At 70.4% G+C, this 16931-nt stretch carries 17 protein-coding genes; 8 read left to right on the top strand and 9 right to left on the bottom strand.

All coding sequences use genetic code 11. From position 1 onward, the window contains the following. Positions 1–7: 7 nt before the first annotated feature. Positions 8–685 (bottom strand): hypothetical protein, encoded by a 678-nt coding sequence (locus tag ACFFIA_RS19500; RefSeq protein ID WP_377252914.1) that lies wholly within the window; start codon positions 683–685, stop codon positions 8–10. Between the two features lie 178 nt (positions 686–863). Between ACFFIA_RS19500 and ACFFIA_RS19495 the strand changes: the two genes are divergently transcribed. Further along, positions 864–1859 carry a hypothetical protein gene (locus ACFFIA_RS19495; protein ID WP_377252913.1) on the top strand — a complete coding sequence of 332 codons (996 nt, stop codon included), beginning with the start codon at positions 864–866 and terminating at the stop codon, positions 1857–1859. A gap of 71 nt (positions 1860–1930) precedes the next feature. Here ACFFIA_RS19495 and ACFFIA_RS19490 read toward each other — a convergent pair whose 3' ends face one another. Next, positions 1931–3472 (bottom strand): GMC family oxidoreductase, encoded by a 1542-nt coding sequence (locus ACFFIA_RS19490; protein WP_377252912.1) that lies wholly within the window; start codon positions 3470–3472, stop codon positions 1931–1933. Between the two features lie 162 nt (positions 3473–3634). Next, a complete protein-coding gene (locus tag ACFFIA_RS19485; RefSeq protein ID WP_377252911.1) occupies positions 3635–4324 on the bottom strand; it encodes a TetR-like C-terminal domain-containing protein in 690 nt (229 codons plus the stop codon). Between the two features lie 107 nt (positions 4325–4431). On the opposite strand from ACFFIA_RS19485, the gene ACFFIA_RS19480 reads away from it, so the two are divergent. The 3 genes from ACFFIA_RS19480 (at position 4432) to ACFFIA_RS19470 (ending at position 7083) form a co-directional block, all read left to right on the top strand. Next, positions 4432–5778: a carotenoid oxygenase family protein gene (locus ACFFIA_RS19480; protein ID WP_377252910.1), complete on the top strand. Its 1347-nt coding sequence runs from the start codon at positions 4432–4434 to the stop codon at positions 5776–5778. A gap of 131 nt (positions 5779–5909) precedes the next feature. Then, on the top strand, positions 5910–6497 hold the full coding sequence (locus ACFFIA_RS19475; RefSeq protein ID WP_377252909.1) for a hypothetical protein: 588 nt from the start codon (positions 5910–5912) through the stop codon (positions 6495–6497). Beyond that, positions 6487–7083, top strand: a complete 597-nt coding sequence (locus tag ACFFIA_RS19470) for a copper resistance CopC family protein (protein ID WP_377252908.1) — start codon at positions 6487–6489, stop codon at positions 7081–7083. The genes ACFFIA_RS19475 and ACFFIA_RS19470 overlap by 11 nt, the downstream gene beginning before the upstream one ends. Positions 7084–7200: 117 nt before the next feature. On the opposite strand, the gene ACFFIA_RS19465 is transcribed toward ACFFIA_RS19470, so the two are convergent. Then, a complete protein-coding gene (locus tag ACFFIA_RS19465) occupies positions 7201–8076 on the bottom strand; it encodes an SDR family NAD(P)-dependent oxidoreductase (RefSeq protein ID WP_377252907.1) in 876 nt (291 codons plus the stop codon). A 25-nt stretch (positions 8077–8101) separates the two neighbouring features. Beyond that, on the bottom strand, positions 8102–8701 hold the full coding sequence (locus ACFFIA_RS19460) for a carboxymuconolactone decarboxylase family protein (protein WP_377252905.1): 600 nt from the start codon (positions 8699–8701) through the stop codon (positions 8102–8104). A 336-nt stretch (positions 8702–9037) separates the two neighbouring features. On the opposite strand from ACFFIA_RS19460, the gene ACFFIA_RS19455 reads away from it, so the two are divergent. Both ACFFIA_RS19455 and ACFFIA_RS19450 read left to right on the top strand, forming a co-directional pair. Then, positions 9038–10105: a carboxymuconolactone decarboxylase family protein gene (locus ACFFIA_RS19455; RefSeq protein WP_377252903.1), complete on the top strand. Its 1068-nt coding sequence runs from the start codon at positions 9038–9040 to the stop codon at positions 10103–10105. A 409-nt stretch (positions 10106–10514) separates the two neighbouring features. Beyond that, a complete protein-coding gene (locus ACFFIA_RS19450) occupies positions 10515–11327 on the top strand; it encodes a helix-turn-helix transcriptional regulator (protein ID WP_377252902.1) in 813 nt (270 codons plus the stop codon). A 99-nt stretch (positions 11328–11426) separates the two neighbouring features. Here the strand turns inward: ACFFIA_RS19450 and ACFFIA_RS19445 are convergent, their stop codons facing one another. After that, on the bottom strand, positions 11427–12122 hold the full coding sequence (locus ACFFIA_RS19445) for a maleylpyruvate isomerase family mycothiol-dependent enzyme (RefSeq protein WP_377252901.1): 696 nt from the start codon (positions 12120–12122) through the stop codon (positions 11427–11429). Then, the gene (locus ACFFIA_RS19440) at positions 12119–13192 is read right to left on the bottom strand and encodes an SDR family NAD(P)-dependent oxidoreductase (RefSeq protein WP_377252900.1); all 1074 of its coding nucleotides are present in this window, start codon (positions 13190–13192) and stop codon (positions 12119–12121) included. The genes ACFFIA_RS19445 and ACFFIA_RS19440 overlap by 4 nt, the downstream gene beginning before the upstream one ends. 223 nt (positions 13193–13415) lie before the next feature. Here ACFFIA_RS19440 and ACFFIA_RS19435 point away from each other — a divergent pair, with 223 nt between their 5' ends. Together ACFFIA_RS19435 and ACFFIA_RS19430 are read left to right on the top strand one after the other, a co-directional pair. After that, positions 13416–14402, top strand: coding sequence for a DUF1702 family protein (locus ACFFIA_RS19435; protein WP_377252899.1), 987 nt, complete (start codon positions 13416–13418; stop codon positions 14400–14402). Continuing rightward, on the top strand, positions 14399–15766 hold the full coding sequence (locus tag ACFFIA_RS19430; RefSeq protein WP_377252898.1) for a cytochrome P450: 1368 nt from the start codon (positions 14399–14401) through the stop codon (positions 15764–15766). The genes ACFFIA_RS19435 and ACFFIA_RS19430 overlap by 4 nt, the downstream gene beginning before the upstream one ends. Positions 15767–15901: 135 nt before the next feature. Here ACFFIA_RS19430 and ACFFIA_RS19425 read toward each other — a convergent pair whose 3' ends face one another. After that, complete coding sequence (locus ACFFIA_RS19425; protein ID WP_377252897.1) at positions 15902–16438, bottom strand: flavin reductase family protein; 537 nt, start codon at positions 16436–16438, stop codon at positions 15902–15904. 3 nt (positions 16439–16441) lie between these two features. Continuing rightward, entirely contained in the window at positions 16442–16930 is a 489-nt protein-coding gene (locus ACFFIA_RS19420) for an acyl-CoA thioesterase (protein ID WP_377252896.1), read from the bottom strand. Between the last annotated feature and the right edge of the window lies 1 nt (position 16931).

Below are 16931 nucleotides of genomic sequence, written 5' to 3'. Positions count from 1 at the left end.
GTGACTGTCAAATCTCCGTCCGATCCTGCATCTCCCAGGCGTGTTCGAGTGCGTGCCAGGCGATGCGGCGGGCCGCGTAGCGCGGAGTCCAGCCGTCGGGCACCACGGGCGAGCCGTCCGAGGGAGTACCCACGATCGCGGCGATCGCCTCGCGCAGTTCCTCGATCGCCGCGAGGTCTCCGACGGCCGGCCGCTTGAGTCGCACGCCGAGCTTGCGGGCGAAGGTCGTCTCGGCGGCGAGCACATGATCGATCAACTGGTCGCGGTCGCGTCCGCCGCCGCGCGGGCCCTTGCGCAGCTCGGCTGGTGACATGGCCGCGATCTCGTCGAAGGTCGCCCAGGTCGCGGTGACCAGCCCGGCCAGCCGCGCCGCGACGGCCGGGGTGACCTTCTCCCGCTCGGCCTCGGCGGTCAGCTGGGGAAAGGGGCGGCGGCACTCCGGCGCGGCGAACGCGGTCGCGGACGCGCCAGGCATCCGGTCGACGACGTCGAAGGCGACTGTGGACGGAAATGCCATCCCCGCCTGCTCGGCCACCGGCCGGTAGCGCTCGGCGTAGCTGGCCAGAGCCTCCAGTGCGGCGTCTTCGCCCCGGCCGGCACGGGACCACCCGGGCCACTCGATCGCGGAGGCGACGGTGTCCTTCGGTGCCACCTCGAGGCAGACGGCGATTCGGCGCGACGGCATGCTGTGATCCTGCCACGTACGGCCGGCGGACACAGTGGAACGTCGTAACACCGCGGCGAGTTGTCCCGTCTGCCTGCTGGTGCGCAATCGCCATGCCTGGTACGCAATCCAGAAGAAGTCAGCCGTCCGGCGTACTCCCATCCTGTGGAGACTTGTTGCCTCCATTGAGGAGACCGCCGTGGCCGACACCAGTACCCGACGCCAGAAAGTGGTTCCCGCCGGCATCCAGCTCGACTTCGACCCGCAAGCAAGATCTGCGTTCGTCAACGGCCACTTTCCCCGTAGACGCGGCCTGATCATCCTGCTCAGCGTGATCGGCGGCTTCCTGCTGACGGTCGTGTGGTCCGCCGAGTTCGTCGACCAGACCATCGGTGACAACGTCGCCAACACGCTGCTCGGACACGACGCGAAGGAAACGCCCATCGCGGGGATCGCCGCGGGCATCGCGTTCGCGTTCGTCTCCGGACTGGCCGGCACGTTCACCGCCTGCAACATCGCCGCTTTCGGTGCGGTCGCGCCGATGCTGGGCGCCGGCGGCGGTCGCTGGGCCCGCCTGGTGCAGACGCTGAAGCCGCTGGCGTGGCTCTCCGTCGGCATGATCGCGATCTCCGCCACGTACGGCGCGATCGTCGGGCTCGTGGGCACGAGCATGCCGCAGTTCTCGACCGCGGCGAACACGCCCGGTTCCCTCTCGCCGCGCAGCATCCAGTCGATGGTGGTCTTCGGGCTCATCGGGCTGATCCTGTGCTACCTGGGGCTCGCCGCGCTCGGCGTCGTCCCGGACCCGTTCGCCCGGATCTCCAGGCGCTTCCCGAACGCGCCGATGGTCTTCATGGGCGTGCTGATCGGCGGCTTCCTGATCGGGCGCCCGTTCGCCCTGTTCCGGCAGATGTTCCGGGACGCGGCGGAGTCCGGCAACCCGCTCTACGGCGCCGCGGCCTTCACACTCCAGTCGATCGGCAACATCGTGATCATGGCGGTGCTCTTCCTGATCCTGGCGTACGCCACCGGCAGCCGCCTGCAACGGTGGCTGACCGCCCGGCCGACCCGGATGACCGTCATCATCGCGGTCGCCTTCATCGTCGCCGGCGCCTTCACGTTCCTGTACTGGGACGTCCGCCTGCTGGCCCGCCGCGAGATCATCCCGTGGTACCCGGAGGCGCCATGGGCATGAGCGACTGTCAGGTGTGACGAGCGGGCGCCCCGCGGCGGTACGTCGCCGCGGGGCGCCCAGGCGGGATGAGGTCAGGAGGCCCTCAGCCAGTCGGCCAGCCGCTCACCGATCATGGTCGAGGTGAGGTTGGTGTTGCAGTTGACGATCGACGGCATGACCGAGGCGTCGCAGACGAAGAGGTTTTCCGCACCGTGCACGCTCAGCCGCTCGTCCACGACAGCCTCGGCGTCGTCGGCGGTGCCCATGCGCGCGGTGCCGACGGGGTGGTAGCCGCTGTCGAGGCTGAGCCGGACGTAGTGGCCCAGCATCTCCTCGTCCTCGACCATGTCCTCGCCGAGCACGATGAACCGCTCGCCGCGGTCGACGATGCCCGGGGTCTGCATGAGCTGCCAGCAGGTGCGCACCGCGTCGACCAGGGTCTTGATGTCCTGCTCGGTCGCGAGGAAGTTCAGGTCGATGTCCGGCGGGGCCGCGGGGTCGGGCGACGTGAGCACGAGCCGCCCCCGCGATTGCGGCCGCTGGTGCACGACCATGCAGCCGAAGATCGTCTTCGCCGCCGCGAGCATCTGGAGCTCGGGGAAGAGCGTCAGGTCGAAGTGGTTGATCATGTAGTACTGGAGGTCGTTGAACTCCGTGGAGCCCGGCGCGGTGGTGCGCACGATGGTCTGCAGGAAGGCGTCCCCGGTGTCGAAGCTCCCGGGCTTGGGCACCATGAACGCGCCGGTGCGCGGATGGTCGATCAGCGTCCCGCCCACGCCGGGCCGGTCCAGCAGCACGTCGATGCCGAGCCGGCGCAGGTCGGCCGCCGGCCCGATGCCGGAACGCATGAGGATGCCGGGCGAGTTGACCGCGCCGGCGGCCAGGATGACGTGCCGGGCGTTGATCTGCTCGCTGCCGCCGGCCGGGTTGGTCACCTCGACGCCGTGCGCCCGCGTACCGGTGAACAGCACCCGGTTGACCTGCGCGCCGGAGTAGATGGTGAGGTTTGCCCGCCCGCGGGCCGGGCCCAGGTAGCCCATCGCCGCGGAGAACCGGGTCGTGGTGTCGCGGCGGTTCGACGGGATCGGCCCCACGCCGCTGGCCTCGGGGTGGTTGTGGTCCTGGACGTCGGCGAACCCGGCCTTGAGGCAGGCGTCGTGGAAGACCTGCTGCACCGGCGCCAGCTCGTCGGTCTTCCAGCGCCGGATCGGGATGGGGCCGCCCCGCCCGTGAAACTCGTTGTCGAAGTCGAGGTCGTCTTCGAGTCGCTTGTAGAACGGCAGGACCTCGTCCCAGGCCCACGCCGGATTGCCCATGGCCGCCCACTCGTCGAAATTGTCGGGCGTGCCCCGCAGGGCGATCGTGGCACCGACGGCCGAGGAGCCGCCGGTGACCTTTCCACGAGGGAAAATGATCCGTCGGCGGTCGGTGATCTCGGCCTTGAAATGCCAGTCGTGGGCGTCCATCGACATCGCGCTGCCGTCGAGGAGATCGCGCGGTGTTTCGGCGACGGTGGCGTAATCCGGGCCGGCCTCCAGGAGTAGCACTTTCCGCTCGGGATCCTCGCTCAGACGGGCGGCCAATGCCGCACCAGCGGAGCCGGATCCGACCACCAGATAATCAAACTCGTTCATCAGCGGCGTCCTTTGGCGAAGTGGAGGATGGCGATCCTGTCGGCGTGACTTTTCGCGGGAGTGGATGCGCTTCCGTCGCGGGGGTGTCCGGGTCCCGCGATGAGCATTACATTTCGGCAATTCCCGTTACTTCTCCGCCGTTGCTCAGCGACCGCCGAAGTGTCACTGGTGGGTCGGCACGCCGTCCGATGTGGACGAGGGCGCCGAGCGCGACGGGCGCCGCCGCCGGGCCCGGGCGAGGGAGATCAAGGTGGTGTCGTGGTCGTCGCCCGCGCCGACCATGAGCGAACGCAGCTGGGCCTCGAAGCAGAGATCCGCGTCGTACGGGTCGATGAGGTATCCGCCGAGCTCGAGCGTGACCAGGCCGTGCAGCGCGATCCACATGCCCTGGGCGACGAGCAGCGGATCACCGGGGCGGAACCGCTCCTGCTCCATCGCCCGGGACACCGCGTCCACCAGCGACTCCAGCGTGTACCGCCCGTGCTGGCGGTCGCCCTCGCCCAGGGCGAATCCGCCCAGCGAGGAGCTGCCGAACATGACGAGGTAGAGGTGTGCGTGGTCGAGCGCGTTGGCGCGGTACGCGTATCCGAGCGCCATGATGTCGGCGACCGCGTCCGAGGTGGCCCGCACCGTGGCCATGCGCCGGTGCAGGCGGGAGAAGCCCTCGTGCACCATCGCCCGCACCAGATTGTCCATCCCGCCGTAGTACGTGTACACCACGGTCGTCGACGTCCCCACCGCGGCGGCCAGCCGGCGGGTCGTGAGCCCGGCGGCGCCCTCCTCGGCCAGCAGATGCGCCGCGGCGTCGAGCAGCGCGGCGGCCAGCTGTGGATCGATACGACGGGGACTCACGTTGACATGATCTCATGCCCGGCGTAGCTTCAGAAGCATAACGCTGTTACGTGACTGCGATACGTAACGGCGATATCCAACGTCGAGCGAGCCGGTGGAGGATCCCCATGACGGTCGGCTCCCACTTCCCACAGACCGTCCTCCAGCGGGACAACCGGCGCCCGGTCACGCACGAGGCAACCGAGGTCGACCTCGTCGTCACCGGCCGCCTGCCGGCCGAGCTCGACGGCTGCCTGGCCCGGATCGGTCCCAACCCGATGCGGGCCGGGCAGCCCGCACACGCCCTCGTCGGAGACGGCATGGTGCATGGCGTGCGGCTGCGCCACGGCCGCGCGTTGTGGTACCGCAACCGCTGGATCCGCACCGACGACGCCGCCCGCGCCCTCGGCGAGCTGGCGTTGCCCGGCCCCCGGCACGGGCTCTCCGACAACGCCAACGCCAACGTGATCCGCCACGCCGGCCGCACGCTCGCGTTGGGCGAGGCCGGTGTCTTGCCGATCGAGCTGGACGGCGGGCTCGACTCGGTCGCCCGGCTCGACTTCGACGCCACGCTGCCGCACGGGTTCGCCGCCCACGCCGAGTGCGACCCGGTCACCGGCGAGCTTTTCGCGGTGGCCTACTACCACGAGCTGCCCTACGTGGAACACGTCGTCGTGGGCACCGACGGGCGGGTGCGCCGCTGCGAGCGGATCGAGGTGTCGGGCACGCCGCTGATGCACTCGGTGGCGCTGACCGACCGGCACACCGTCCTCTTCGACCTGCCGGTCGCCTTCGACCCGCGGCTGGTGCGGGCGGGATCGCGGTTCCCGTACGCCTGGTCCCGGCAGCGGCCGGCCCGGCTCGGGCTGCTGCCCCGCGAGGGCGGCAACGCCGACGTCAGGTGGTTCGACGTCGACCCCTGCTACGTCTTCCATCCGGTGAACGCCTACGAGACCGGCGACCGGTGCGTCATCGACGTCGTGCGCCACTCCCGCGTGTTCGACCGGGACCTGCACGCGCCCGGCGAGTCCGCACCGACCCTCTGGCGGTGGACGCTTGACCTCGCCCGCGGCACGGTGGCGGCCGAGCAGCTCGACGACATCCCGCAGGAGTTCCCGCGCATCGACGAGCGCCGCAAGACCATGCCGCACCGGTACGCGTACACGGTCGCCATGCAGGTCGGCGCCGGCGTGCTCGGCGGGTCCGCGCTGCTGCGGCACGACCTGGTGCGGCGCGAGGTCGCGGTGCACGACTTCGGGCCGAGCTGCGAGACGGGCGAGGCGGTCTTCGTGCCGAGGGGGCCGCTCTCGGCCGAGGACGACGGCTGGCTACTGACCTATGTGTACGACGCCCGCACCGACCGCAGCCGCGTGGTCGTGCTCGACGCGGGCGACTTCACCGGCCCGCCGGTCGCGGTGGTGCATCTGCCGGTGCGCGTGCCGAGCGGCTTTCACGTCAACTGGATCGTGGACTGACCGCCGCCGGTACGAACGCGCCCCCGGCCGAGTCGGGAATTGGACAGCAACAGGGCAATCCAAAGGAACCGTCACTCGGTGTGCCCAGTTAGCTTCGCGGGAGGCTGGGTCCCCCATGGAAGGTGAACAATATGTCAGGAACCGCAGGCACCGCACCGGGAGGGCTGCTCGCGCGAATCAACGGTAGATACCACAAGATCGTGCTGAACAGCTTCCTCGTCATCGTGCTCGCCCACTGGGCCGAGCACCTGGTCCAGGCATACCAGATCTGGGTACTCGGAAATCCGCGCCCGCAGTCCAGGGGCGTGCTCGGCCAGTGGTTCCCCGTCCTGGTGCAGTCCGAGTGGCTGCACTACGGATACGCCATCGTGATGCTGGTGTTCCTGTTCCTGCTGCGCCCCGGATTCGCCGGGCGGGCACGCCTCTGGTGGACGGTCGCGCTGGGCATCCAGTTCTGGCACCACATCGAGCACCTGCTGCTGCTCATCCAGGTCCAGGCCGGCACCAACTTCTTCGGACAGGCCGTGCCGACGAGCATCCTGCAACTGGCGATCTCCCGGGTCGAGCTGCACCTGTTCTACAACTCGATCGTCTTCATCCCGATGGTGGTCGCGATGTACCTGCACCTGCGCCCGAACCAGCGTGAGCTCGACCAGATGACGTGTACCTGCGGCGGAGCACACCAGTCGACGCGGATCCTCGCGCCTCATGCGGCCTGAGCCGAGGCTCCTGCCTGGCAGGACCGCGCGCGCGGTCCTGACCGTCGGGCTGGCCGGCCTTCTGGTCCTCGCCCCGGGCGGTGCCGCGCGGGCCGATGGTGGACTGGTGCGGGCCAGCCCGCCGGTCGGCGGGGTTCTGGACGCCCCGCCGGCCGTCGTGACGCTGACCTTCAGCGACGACGTCCAGCCGGAGCTGTCGCACATCGCCGTGTTCGACGACTCCGGGGCCGAGGTCGGCGACGGCGGCTACGACCAGCCGGCGCCGCGGCTGATCCGCCTGCCGGTGGACATCGGCGCCGACGGGGCCTACACGGTGGCTTACCACGTCACCTTTCCCGACGGCACGAGCGTGACCGACGTGTACCGCTTCAGCGTGGGCACCGGCCGGGCGCCCGCGCCGCTGGACGCCGCCGAACGGGAGGCCCGGACCGAGGCGGTGTCGGAGCACGCGCACCAGATCGACACGTTGAGCGCGGTACTCCTGGTCATCGACGGTGCGGTGCTGCTCGTGGCGGTGGCGTTGCTGTGGCTGCGTCCGCGCGGCCGGCGGCGGCCGATGTCACTGCGCTCGACCGAGATCAGCTGACCCTTGAAACCCGAGTACCGGATGGCGCGCCGGGGCGGCACCGGGTTCCGGCGGGAAGATGGAAGTGGCGCCAGCGGTAGGCCGCCGGCGCCACTGTCTTCGGGATGTCGGACCACGTCAGGGGATCGGGAAGAACGCCCGGACGAACCGGTCCCAGTTTCGGTCCCCGATCGTCGCCCGCATGCGGGTCAGCAGCCGGACCGGAATCCCGATCTTGTATCGGATGCGCGGGTTCGGATCGGTGACCGCGGTCTCGATCAGCTTGGCCACGTTCTCCGCCCGCACCGCCAGCTTGCCCCGCAGCGGCGGGTTGTCGCTGAGCCGGTACGCCTGGTGCCAGTCGACGAAGTGGTCCCAGAACTCCTTGTACAGAGCCGGATTGTCGTGCGACTGCATGCCCAGGTCGGCGACGCTGTCCGGGACGAACCCGCCGAGGATCGGCGACGGCTCGATCAGCACCACCTTGATGTTGAAGCGGGCCACCTCGTGCCGCAGCGAGTCGCCGATGGCCTCCAGCGCGTGCTTGGTGGCCTGGTAGTACCCGCGGCCCGGCGTGGCGAAGAGGCCGAAGATCGACGACATCAGGATGACCCGCCCGCCGCCCTGCTCCCGCATCCCCGGCAGGACCATCTGGGTCAGCCGGCACAGGCCGAAGACGTTCGTCTCGAACTGCGCCCGCACCTCGTCCATCGGGGTCTCCCCGATGGTCCCGTTGAGGCTGTACGCGGCGTTGTTGATGAGCGTGCCGACCGCGCCGTGCTCGTCGGTGACGCGCTTGACCGCCGCGGCCATCGACTCCTCGTCGTTGACGTCGAGGTGCAGCACGGTGATGCCCTCGGCGGCGAGGTCGGCCAGCGCGTCGAGGTTGCGCCCGGTGGCGTAGACCGGCCAACCCGCCCGGTGCAGCCGCAGCGCCGCCGCCCGGCCGGTGCCGGAGGACATGCCGGTGCCGGAGGACGCGCCGGTCAGCAGGATCGCGCGTGATTGCGTCATGATCAGCCCACGTCCCTTCGCCAGGTCACTTGTCGGACTGCCGGGCGACGCGGCTGCGGTCGGTCGAGCTGCCCAGGCCCGTCGCGTCGACAAGCCGGTTGATGAAGGCGAACAGGCAGGCGCAGAAGACCGCCTCGAGCATCTCGGCGTCACTCCACCCCGCCGCCGCGGCCTTCTCCCAGTCCTCGTCGGTGATCTTGTAGGCACCGGTGCTGACCTTCGTCACCAGTTGCATCAGCGGCATGGTCCGCTCGTCGACCGGCAACTCCTCGGCGGTCGAGGCCGTCGCGACCGCCTCCAGCAGCTCGTCACTGCCCCCGAACTGGCTCAGGAACCAACTGTGCGTGCCGACGCAGTACGGACAGCCGTTGAGCTTGGAGGTCCAGGCCGAGATCAGCTCCTTGATGTGCCGCGGCAGCGTGTCGCCGCCGAAGATGCCGCCGTATCCCGCGACGACCACCTCGAGCAGTCGCGGATTGGTCGACGTGAGCCGGAACATGTCGGGCACGAACGGCAGCCCGGTCACCGCCTTGATCTGCTCGTAAAGCTCCGCCGTGCGCCCCTCGGCGTGCTCTTCCTCGATCAGCGGCACCCTGATTCCGGGCTGTTTGGTCGTCGTTTCCATTGGGCCTCTCCTCATGAGGTGAAGGAAGCGGAAGACCCGCTCGGCCACGGCGACCCGGATCGGATCGAAAACACAGACCAATCCGCACGCGGCCAATTCCATGACGCTGGCGACGGCGCTTTCCGCAGGGTCTGGGGCAGTCTGGCCGACGAGTTTTCAGGTCTGTTAATGGTGGCATGCCCACCGCGTCCCGATGCTCTCCCAGGTTGCCTAGTGCGGCAGGTACTTTCCACAGCTCACGTCAATCGGCGCTGGGCGTGGCACCAACTAAGACACTAGTTCGTGCCATATCCACCGGATAGTGTGTAGTAAACATTTCAATGGATGAGGTATCTGATGCCAGCGACTCTTCTGCGACCGGTACTCAGTGCATTGGGCCTTACGCAGATCCGCCATGTCGCGGCGGTGAGGCGGCGGCGGGCGACGGCGACCGTCGTCCGGGTGTACCAGCAGATGGAAGAGGACTTCGGCGTGCTCGCACCGCCCGTGGGCCTCCACGCCCCGGCGCCGGAGGTGCTGGCCGCGACGTGGACGCTGCTGCGCGAGACGCTCATCGTGCCCGGCACGGCGCCGCGCGCCACCAAGGAGGCTGTCGCCACGGCGGTGTCGCTCGGCAACGCCTGCCCGTACTGCGCGACCATCCACAACAGCGCGCTCTCCCTGCTGGGCATCGCCGACCGCGAGGCCGGCGCCGAGTGGGATGTCGAGGCGCTGGCCGACTGGGTCCTGCTGCCCCAGCGGCCGGACGGTCCGCCGGCGCCGCCGTTCCCGCCCGAGCAGACCGCGGAGCTCGTCGGCGTCGCGGTGCTGCTGCACTACCTCAACCGCATGACGAACGTGTTCCTGCGGGACGTGCCGCTGCCTCCGGGCGTGCCGGACCTCGCGCTGTCGCCGGTGCTGTGGGTGCTGAGCCGGGTCCTGGTGCGCGCGTCGCGGGCGCCGCACCGCCCGGGAGAGTCGCTCGACCTGCTACCGGCCGCCGCGCTGCCGGACGACCTGATGTGGGCACGGGACAACGAGTCGGTGGCCGGGGCGTTCGCGCGGGCCTGCGCGGCGATGGACGAGGCGGGACGCCGTTCGGTGCCGCCCGAGGTCCGCGCCCTCGTGGTGGAGAATCTCGCCGGCTGGCGCGGAGGGCTTCGCGGCATCAGCCGGAGCTGGGTGGAGGAGCTGATTTCCGGGCTGCCGGAGCGGGATCGTGCGGGCGGACGGCTGGCCCTGCTGGTCGCCTTCGCGTCGTATCAGGTGGACGACGGGATCGTCGAGCAGGCCCGGCGGGCCGGCGGGCTGGACGACCGGACGCTGGTCGAACTCTGCTCATGGGCGGCAATGGTGGCGGCGCGTCGGGTAAGCGCTTTGCTTCCGCTGCCTCCCGAGGCGGACCGAAAGTCTGATCCGAGCTGAATCGAACAGTTCACCACAGCACCGAATCGGATTAACTTATGTAAACACCACGACATTGGTGATCTTGTTTTGATCGTGTTCGATCAGTGGTAGAGTGCTTACTCAGCGGTGATCTATTAGACGGGGATTCTGTTCGACGCCGAGGTGAGCGCGTCCGCTCACAAAGCCAGACCGCACTCTTTGGGGGAGATCGAGTGCGAAGACTGGCCGCACACAACCGCACGTAAATGTTAACAAAGCTGCCGTGTCCGTGGCTCGCGGCGGCACGGGAAAGGCGCTTTATCAAATCGCACGCCTTTCCGTAGCCCGGGCCTCGGACATTGACACGACGGCCTGAACGTGGGCTGACCATTCCAGATACAAAACGGAAACATCTCTGACTCCTCAGGATAATTGGAGGTGATTCGCGGTGCAGAATGCTGTCGAGCGCGCCATCTCGATCATGTGGGACCGATACAACGAACCCCTCTCGTTGGATACGATGGCCGACTCCGCCTACCTCAGCAGGTTCTACTTCTCCCGTTTGTTCCGTTCGACCACCGGCACGTCGCCAGGGCGCTTCCTCACCGCCATCCGGCTCTACAAGGCCAAAAACCTGCTCCTCGAGACCGACATGAGCGTGACCGACATCGCCTACGACGTCGGTTACAACAGCCTCGGGACCTTCATCAGCCGCTTCACCCGCAGCGTCGGCATCTCGCCGGCCCGATACCGTTGGCTGGCCCAGCACGGCATCCCCCAGCTGTCCCGGTCGGCGCCCGACGGCCAGTGGTGCCGCGGCGAGATCAGCGGTCGGTTGGCGCTGCCACCGGTCGACGTGCCCGTCAAGGTGTACGTGGGCGTGTTCGACAGCCCCATCGTGCAGGGTCTTCCAGCCGCGTGCGACATCCTGGAGGGCTCCGGCTCCTACGTCCTGCACGACATCCCCGAGGGCGAGTGGCACCTGCGCGCGGCCGCGATCGCCCTGGACGACATCGCTTCTCCGCCGTCGATGCGCCGGCCGCTGGCGGTGGCCGCGCACGAGCCGGTCAAGGTGGTGGCCGAGACCAGGCTCAGCATCGACCTCCAACTGCACCCCACCGGGATATTCGACCTGCCCATCCTCATCGCACTGCCCGAATTGGACAGTCACGCCGCCAACGGCCGGGCACGCTACAGCCGCAGCCGCTTCGAGCGCCGGGCCGCCACGACGGCGCGGGTCCTGCGGAAGACGGCCCGATGACAGCGGGCGGCCGTCAAGGAGTGCGCCGGCGGTACAACGGAGTGCTGCCGCCACACCTCGCCGCCGACCGTCGCCGGCCCGCCCCGCCAGTCGCGCCGCTCAGTGTGCGGCGTTCCGCTCCGCGGGCACGGTAAACGGCCCCCACGTGAGGGCCGGCAGCCACGGCGCCGGATCCGAGCTCCAGCGCAGCGCGCCGATCTGGGCGCTGGTACGCCGGCCGGCGAGGCTGAGATAGACGTCGTACCAGGGTCCGGCCACGGTGGTGGCGGGCTCTCCCTCACCGGCGGTCCACCGCCCGCGCTCGGTCTCGATCCGCAGCGCCGGAAGGCCCCGGCCGTTCAGCGACTGCGCCAGCCCCGCCACGACGACCATGGTCGCGACCGGCAACGCCGGATGATCGGCCGGCGGTGGCACACGGAGGGCATCGCGCAGGTCCAGCTCGTGCGTGAAGGCGTCCATCACCATGATGCCCCGCTCGATGCTCCACGGCCCGGACAGGTACTCGTCGACCGGCCCGCTCAGCCGCTCCCAGGTGCGCAGCAGCTCGGTGCGGCCCTGCCCCGTCACGGACGTGGTCTCGGTGCCGGTCACCCGAGCGCGCACCCTCGCGCAGACCTCGACCAGGTGGCCGACGAGTTCCTCCACAGTCCACTCCGGACAGTGTGGCACGACCAGCCGTGGCGCCGGCGGATGGGCGTCGAGGACGGCTGCCACGTTCTGCCGCACGCGCCGGTACGCGATCTCCAGCGCCGGCGTGGCCGGAGCTGCCTCGGGACGCGCTTCGGTGTCTGTCATCGTCGGGTCTCCTCCTGCCGCACCGGGGCGGCGTCACCGCATCGGCAGACCGCGCTTACGGCCGTGCCGGCTTGTCCGTCCGACAGCAGGCGGGCGCCGTGGAGCCAGCGCACCGTGTCGGCGATGGTCTCGACCAGGGGCCGCGGGCGCAGGCCGAGCGCCGGCGGCGCGTCGGCCGACCGGGCGTCGCAGGCGCAGACGTAGCAGGCGCCGTACTCGGCCGGGATGTACCACGGCCAGACCCGCTGAAACAGGCTGGCGGCGTAGGCGAACGGCAGCATCCCCCGGGCGGGCAGGAACATCGTGCGCAGCGAACGCCCGGTCGCCTCCCGCACCGTCCGCACGTACTCGGCCGTGCTGACATGCCGTCCCGGGCCGAAGTGCCGGTCCGGGCCGCGCCGAGGCGCGTCGAGCAGTGCGGCGAGCAGCCGCGCCGTGTCGCGTACGTCGCCGAGCGGGAACCCGCCGTCCGGCCAGACCGGCATCATCCCGCGCAGCAGGTAGCGCAGCCGGGCGGTCTGGTCGCCGATCCTCGGGTCGTGCGGGCCGAGCAGCGCCGGTGGGTACACGATGGTGACCGGATCGCCCTGCGCCTGGTGCTGACGCGCCAGCGCCTCCGCGGCCGCCTTGCTGGCCAGGTACCTCTCGCGCGGCCGGCCCGGCGGGGAGTCCAGCCGGAGCACGCCGCCGGCCACCGGCAGCATCGCGCCGACCGTGGAGACGTACACGCTCCGCCCGACGGCGAAGCGGCGCGCGGCCGACAGCACAAGCTCGGTGCCGCGCACGTTCGTACGCGAGATCTGCCGGTGCCGCCGGCTGTCGAAGGTGTACACCCCCGCGGCGTGCAGCACCGCGTCGGCGCCGCGCACCGCCCGGGAGACCGCGGCCTGATCGGTCACGTCGCCGAGCATCACCTCCACCACGTCGCCCGACACGCCCAGTGGCGCCAACGCGTGCTCCACAGTGGACACGTCACGGGCGAGCAGGCGTACGCTGTGCCCGACCCGGGTCAGCGCCGCCACGGTGTGCGCGCCGACGAAGCCCGTACCACCGGTGACCAGAACCAACATCGTCAACTCCTCAGCGCCGAGCGGCGGCCGCCCGCGGCGATGAACCGTGCGGCGGTGGCAGTCGATTCGATCGTTGCCCAGCCCTTCGTAGGCGGCTTCTTCGTGCGTGCCGTATGACGCCTCCGCCCTGGTCAGCAGGGCAACGCGGGAGTGGTCGGGCACACGGGAGGGCCGGAAGAATCAGGTTAGAGGACCGTCCAACTTGGATGAACGGAGCAGTCAGGTGGCTGGCCCAATCAGGGCGCTGCGGCGCCGCGTCTTCACCCCCGACATCTCCGAGACGTTCGTCTCGACCCGTGGCTTCCACGACAAGGGACCCGAGGCCCGCACCGTGCTCGAGACCGTCGGCTCGTCGTTCCTGGCCGGGCTCTCCTCGGCCGCCGGCGCGCGCCGGGTCACCGACGTCGACGCCGACCTCGCCGATCTGCCCACCCGGTTCAGGGGCTTCGCCTACGAGGGCGCGGCCATGGGGTTCGCGTTGGTCGACACGTTGACGCCGACCCGGCCGTGGCGCAGCGCCGCGTTCCTGGCCGGGCCAGGGGATCCACACATCTACATGGCCTACGTCGGCATCGGCTGGGCCATGGCGCGGCTGCCGCGTCCACTGTGGCGCCGTGCGGCCGCCGCCGCGACCGACCCGCTGCTGCGCTGGCTGGTGCTCGACGGGTACGGCTTCCACCAGGCGTACTTCCGCACGCGCGAGTACGTCATCGAGCGCCGCCCGTCCCGGCCCTTCCCGTGGCCGCCCGAGGGGCCCGCCGCGTACGCCGCCCGCGTCGTCGACCAGGGCATCGGCCGGGCCACCTGGTTCGTCGCCGGTTCGGACCCCGCGGTGGCCGCCGACCTCATCGACGCCTTCCCGGCGGCCCGCCACCAGGACCTCTACAGCGGGGCCGGGCTGGCCGCCACGTACGCCGGCGGTTGCACCGAGCGGGAGCTGCGCCTGTTCCTGCACCGCTCCGGCGAGCACGCCCCGTTCGTGGCACAGGCCGCGGCCTTCGCCGCGCAGGCGCGGCAGCGCGCCGGCCTCGTCGTGGCGCACAACGAACTCGCCACCCGGGTCTTCTGCGGCACGAGCGTCGCCGAGGCGGCACGGGTCACCGACGAGCTGCTGCCGGCCCGGCCGGCGCCATCCGGGCTGCCCGCCTACGAGGTGTGGCGGCAGTCGATCGCCGAGCGGTTCCGGGCGCACGTAGGGGTCGGGCGATGACCGCCGTGGCCGATCCGCGCCGGACCCGGCCGCCGGGCCCGCTGCACCTGGCCGCGCCGAGCCTGCTCTTCCAGATGGCCCGCAACCGGCTCGAGGTCATGCGCGCGATGGCGGCCCGCTACGGCGACGCGGTGCGGCTGCCGCTGGGCCCCAAGACCCTGTACTTCTTCAACCATCCGGACCACGCCAAGCACGTGCTGGCCGAGAACCCGCACAACTACCGCAAGGGCATCGGCCTCGTGCACGCCCGCCGCACGCTCGGCGACGGCCTGCTCACCAGCGAGGGCGAGCTGTGGCACAAGCAGCGCAGGGTGATCCAGCCGGTCTTCCAGGCCCGCCGGATCGCCCGGCAGGCCGGCGCGGTGGCCGAGGAGGCCGAGCGCATGGCGGTGCGGCTGGAGCGCCAGGTCGGCGCCGGTCCGGTCGACATCCGCCACGAGATGACCGAGCTGACCCTCGGCGTGCTCGGGCGTACGCTGCTCGACACCGACCTGAGCGAGCACGCCGGCATCGGCGAAGCCTTCGAGGCGGTGCAGGATCAGGCCATCTTCGAGATGATGTCGCTGGGCGCCGTGCCGACCGCCGTCCCGCTGCCGCGGCAGCTGCGCTTCCGGCAGGCCCGCGCGCAGCTCCAGGAGATCGTCGATCGGCTGGTGGCGGCCCGGCGGGCCGAGCCCGGCGGCACCGCGGGTCGCGACGACGTCGTGTCCCGGCTCATCGAGTCGACGAGCCTGGAGACCGATCCCGCGGTGGCCCGCCAGCGCATGCGCGACGAGCTGGTGACCCTGCTGCTCGCCGGGCACGAGACCACCGCGAGCACGCTGACCTGGGCTTTCTACCTGCTCGACGGCCATCCGGAGGTGTGGGAGAAGGTGCACACCGAGTCGGTGGAGGTCCTCGGCGACCGCCTCCCCCGGTACGAGGACCTGCACGGGCTGAAGTACACGGCGATGGTCGTCGACGAGGTGATGCGCATGTACCCGCCGGTGTGGCTGCTGCCGCGGATCGCCCGAGCCGACGACGTGGTGGGCGGCTACCGCGTACCCGCCGGCGCCGACCTGGTGCTGTGCCCGTACACGCTGCACCGGCATCCGGAGTTCTGGCCGCACCCCGACCGCTTCGACCCGGACCGGTTCGACCCGGACCGGCCGGTGGACCGCCCGCGTTACGCGTTCATCCCGTTCGGTGCGGGTCCGCGCTTCTGTGTGGGCAACAACCTCGGGCTCATGGAGGCGGTGTTCGTGCTCGCCTGCGTGGCCCGCCGGCTGCGACTGTCGGTGGTGCCCGACTACCGGGTCGTACCCGAGCCGATGCTGACCCTGCGGGTGCGCGGCGGCCTGCCGATGCGCGTACACCAGGCCTGATCCCGTTTCTCCGCGGCGCGACCGGCGGCTTCCGCCGGTCGCGCCGCTGTCTGTCCGATGTGGAGTCCAAGGCGGAACGCCGAAGGGCCGGGCCGGTCACGATGCCCGTGACCTGCCCGGCCCTTTGACCCCCGCTCAGGCAGCCAGCTCCACGAACCGTCCAGTGTGGAACACCAGCGCGTCGCCGCGCTCGCCGCGTCCGATCCCCAGCACCGAGCCGAGGAAGATGGAGTGGTCGCCGCCGTCGTAGACCGCGGCGAGCTTGCACTCCACCCAGCCGACGTTGCCGTCGATGATGGGCGCGCCGGTGTGCGTGCCCGGGCTGCACTCCACCGTCCGAAACTCCCGCTCGTCGCGTGGCCGGCCGGAGCTGGCGAAGTAGCGCGCCAGCCCTTCCTGGTCCGCGGCGAGGATCGACACCGCGAACGTACCGTTGGTCAGGATCGTGGCGTGCATGACCGCGGTTCGCTTCACGCACACCAGCACCAGGGCGGGATCGAGCGAGACCGACGTGAACGCGTTCGCGGTCATGCCATGCGGGAGGTCCCGCCCGGACGTCACCACCGTGACGCCGGTGGCGAACGTGCCCATCACCGCCCGCATCTCGGCGTGGTGCACCTCGCCCGCGCGCCGCCGCTCGGTGCGCGCCAGCCGTTGTTCCGCCGTGGTCATGGCTCAGCCCTCCCGGGCGGTCTCGAGAACCCGGCCGCCCGTGCCCGCCAGCGCGGCCACCGGTGCCGGAGCGCTGTAGCGCGCCAGCGCCGCCCGCAGCGAGTCGGGTACCCGGGTGGGTCTGGTGTCGGTGTTGGGACCGCGCATGCAGGCGATGCGCTGGCGGCCCCGCGCGACGAGCTCCTCGAAGCCGTCACGCAGCCGGACGTAGTCGAACGCGAACCCGATCTGGGTCTGCGTCAGGTCCTCCAGCCGCATCCTGATCGACAGCTCGTCGAACGCGGTGATCTCCGTGAGGAACTCGCACTCGCACCTGAGCGTGAACAGCTTCAGGTCGTCGCGGATGTCGGCCAGGACGTCGGGGGCGTGCTCGCGCAGGAACATTTCCCGGCACCGGCCTTGCCAGCGCATGTAGTTGACGTAGTACACGTTCCCGACGAGGTTGGTCTCCTCGAAACCAACCAGGTGCCGGTACTCGTAGTACGACTCCATG

It is taken from the genome of Phytohabitans kaempferiae (assembly GCF_042433955.1).
Taxonomy (GTDB): domain Bacteria; phylum Actinomycetota; class Actinomycetes; order Mycobacteriales; family Micromonosporaceae; genus Phytohabitans; species Phytohabitans kaempferiae.
This window is presented reverse-complemented; position numbering and strand designations above follow the sequence as displayed.

Coding starts and splice junctions, on each gene's coding strand:
- ACFFIA_RS19500 (WP_377252914.1), bottom strand. CDS start 685: ATGCCGTCGCGCCGAATCGCCGTCTGCCTCGAGGTGGCACCGAAGGAC.
- ACFFIA_RS19490 (WP_377252912.1), bottom strand. CDS start 3,472: ATGAACGAGTTTGATTATCTGGTGGTCGGATCCGGCTCCGCTGGTGCG.
- ACFFIA_RS19480 (WP_377252910.1), top strand. CDS start 4,432: ATGACGGTCGGCTCCCACTTCCCACAGACCGTCCTCCAGCGGGACAAC.
- ACFFIA_RS19475 (WP_377252909.1), top strand. CDS start 5,910: ATGTCAGGAACCGCAGGCACCGCACCGGGAGGGCTGCTCGCGCGAATC.
- ACFFIA_RS19470 (WP_377252908.1), top strand. CDS start 6,487: ATGCGGCCTGAGCCGAGGCTCCTGCCTGGCAGGACCGCGCGCGCGGTC.
- ACFFIA_RS19465 (WP_377252907.1), bottom strand. CDS start 8,076: ATGACGCAATCACGCGCGATCCTGCTGACCGGCGCGTCCTCCGGCACC.
- ACFFIA_RS19460 (WP_377252905.1), bottom strand. CDS start 8,701: ATGGAAACGACGACCAAACAGCCCGGAATCAGGGTGCCGCTGATCGAG.
- ACFFIA_RS19455 (WP_377252903.1), top strand. CDS start 9,038: ATGCCAGCGACTCTTCTGCGACCGGTACTCAGTGCATTGGGCCTTACG.
- ACFFIA_RS19445 (WP_377252901.1), bottom strand. CDS start 12,122: ATGACAGACACCGAAGCGCGTCCCGAGGCAGCTCCGGCCACGCCGGCG.
- ACFFIA_RS19440 (WP_377252900.1), bottom strand. CDS start 13,192: ATGTTGGTTCTGGTCACCGGTGGTACGGGCTTCGTCGGCGCGCACACC.
- ACFFIA_RS19430 (WP_377252898.1), top strand. CDS start 14,399: ATGACCGCCGTGGCCGATCCGCGCCGGACCCGGCCGCCGGGCCCGCTG.
- ACFFIA_RS19425 (WP_377252897.1), bottom strand. CDS start 16,438: ATGACCACGGCGGAACAACGGCTGGCGCGCACCGAGCGGCGGCGCGCG.
- ACFFIA_RS19420 (WP_377252896.1), bottom strand. CDS start 16,930: ATGGAGTCGTACTACGAGTACCGGCACCTGGTTGGTTTCGAGGAGACC.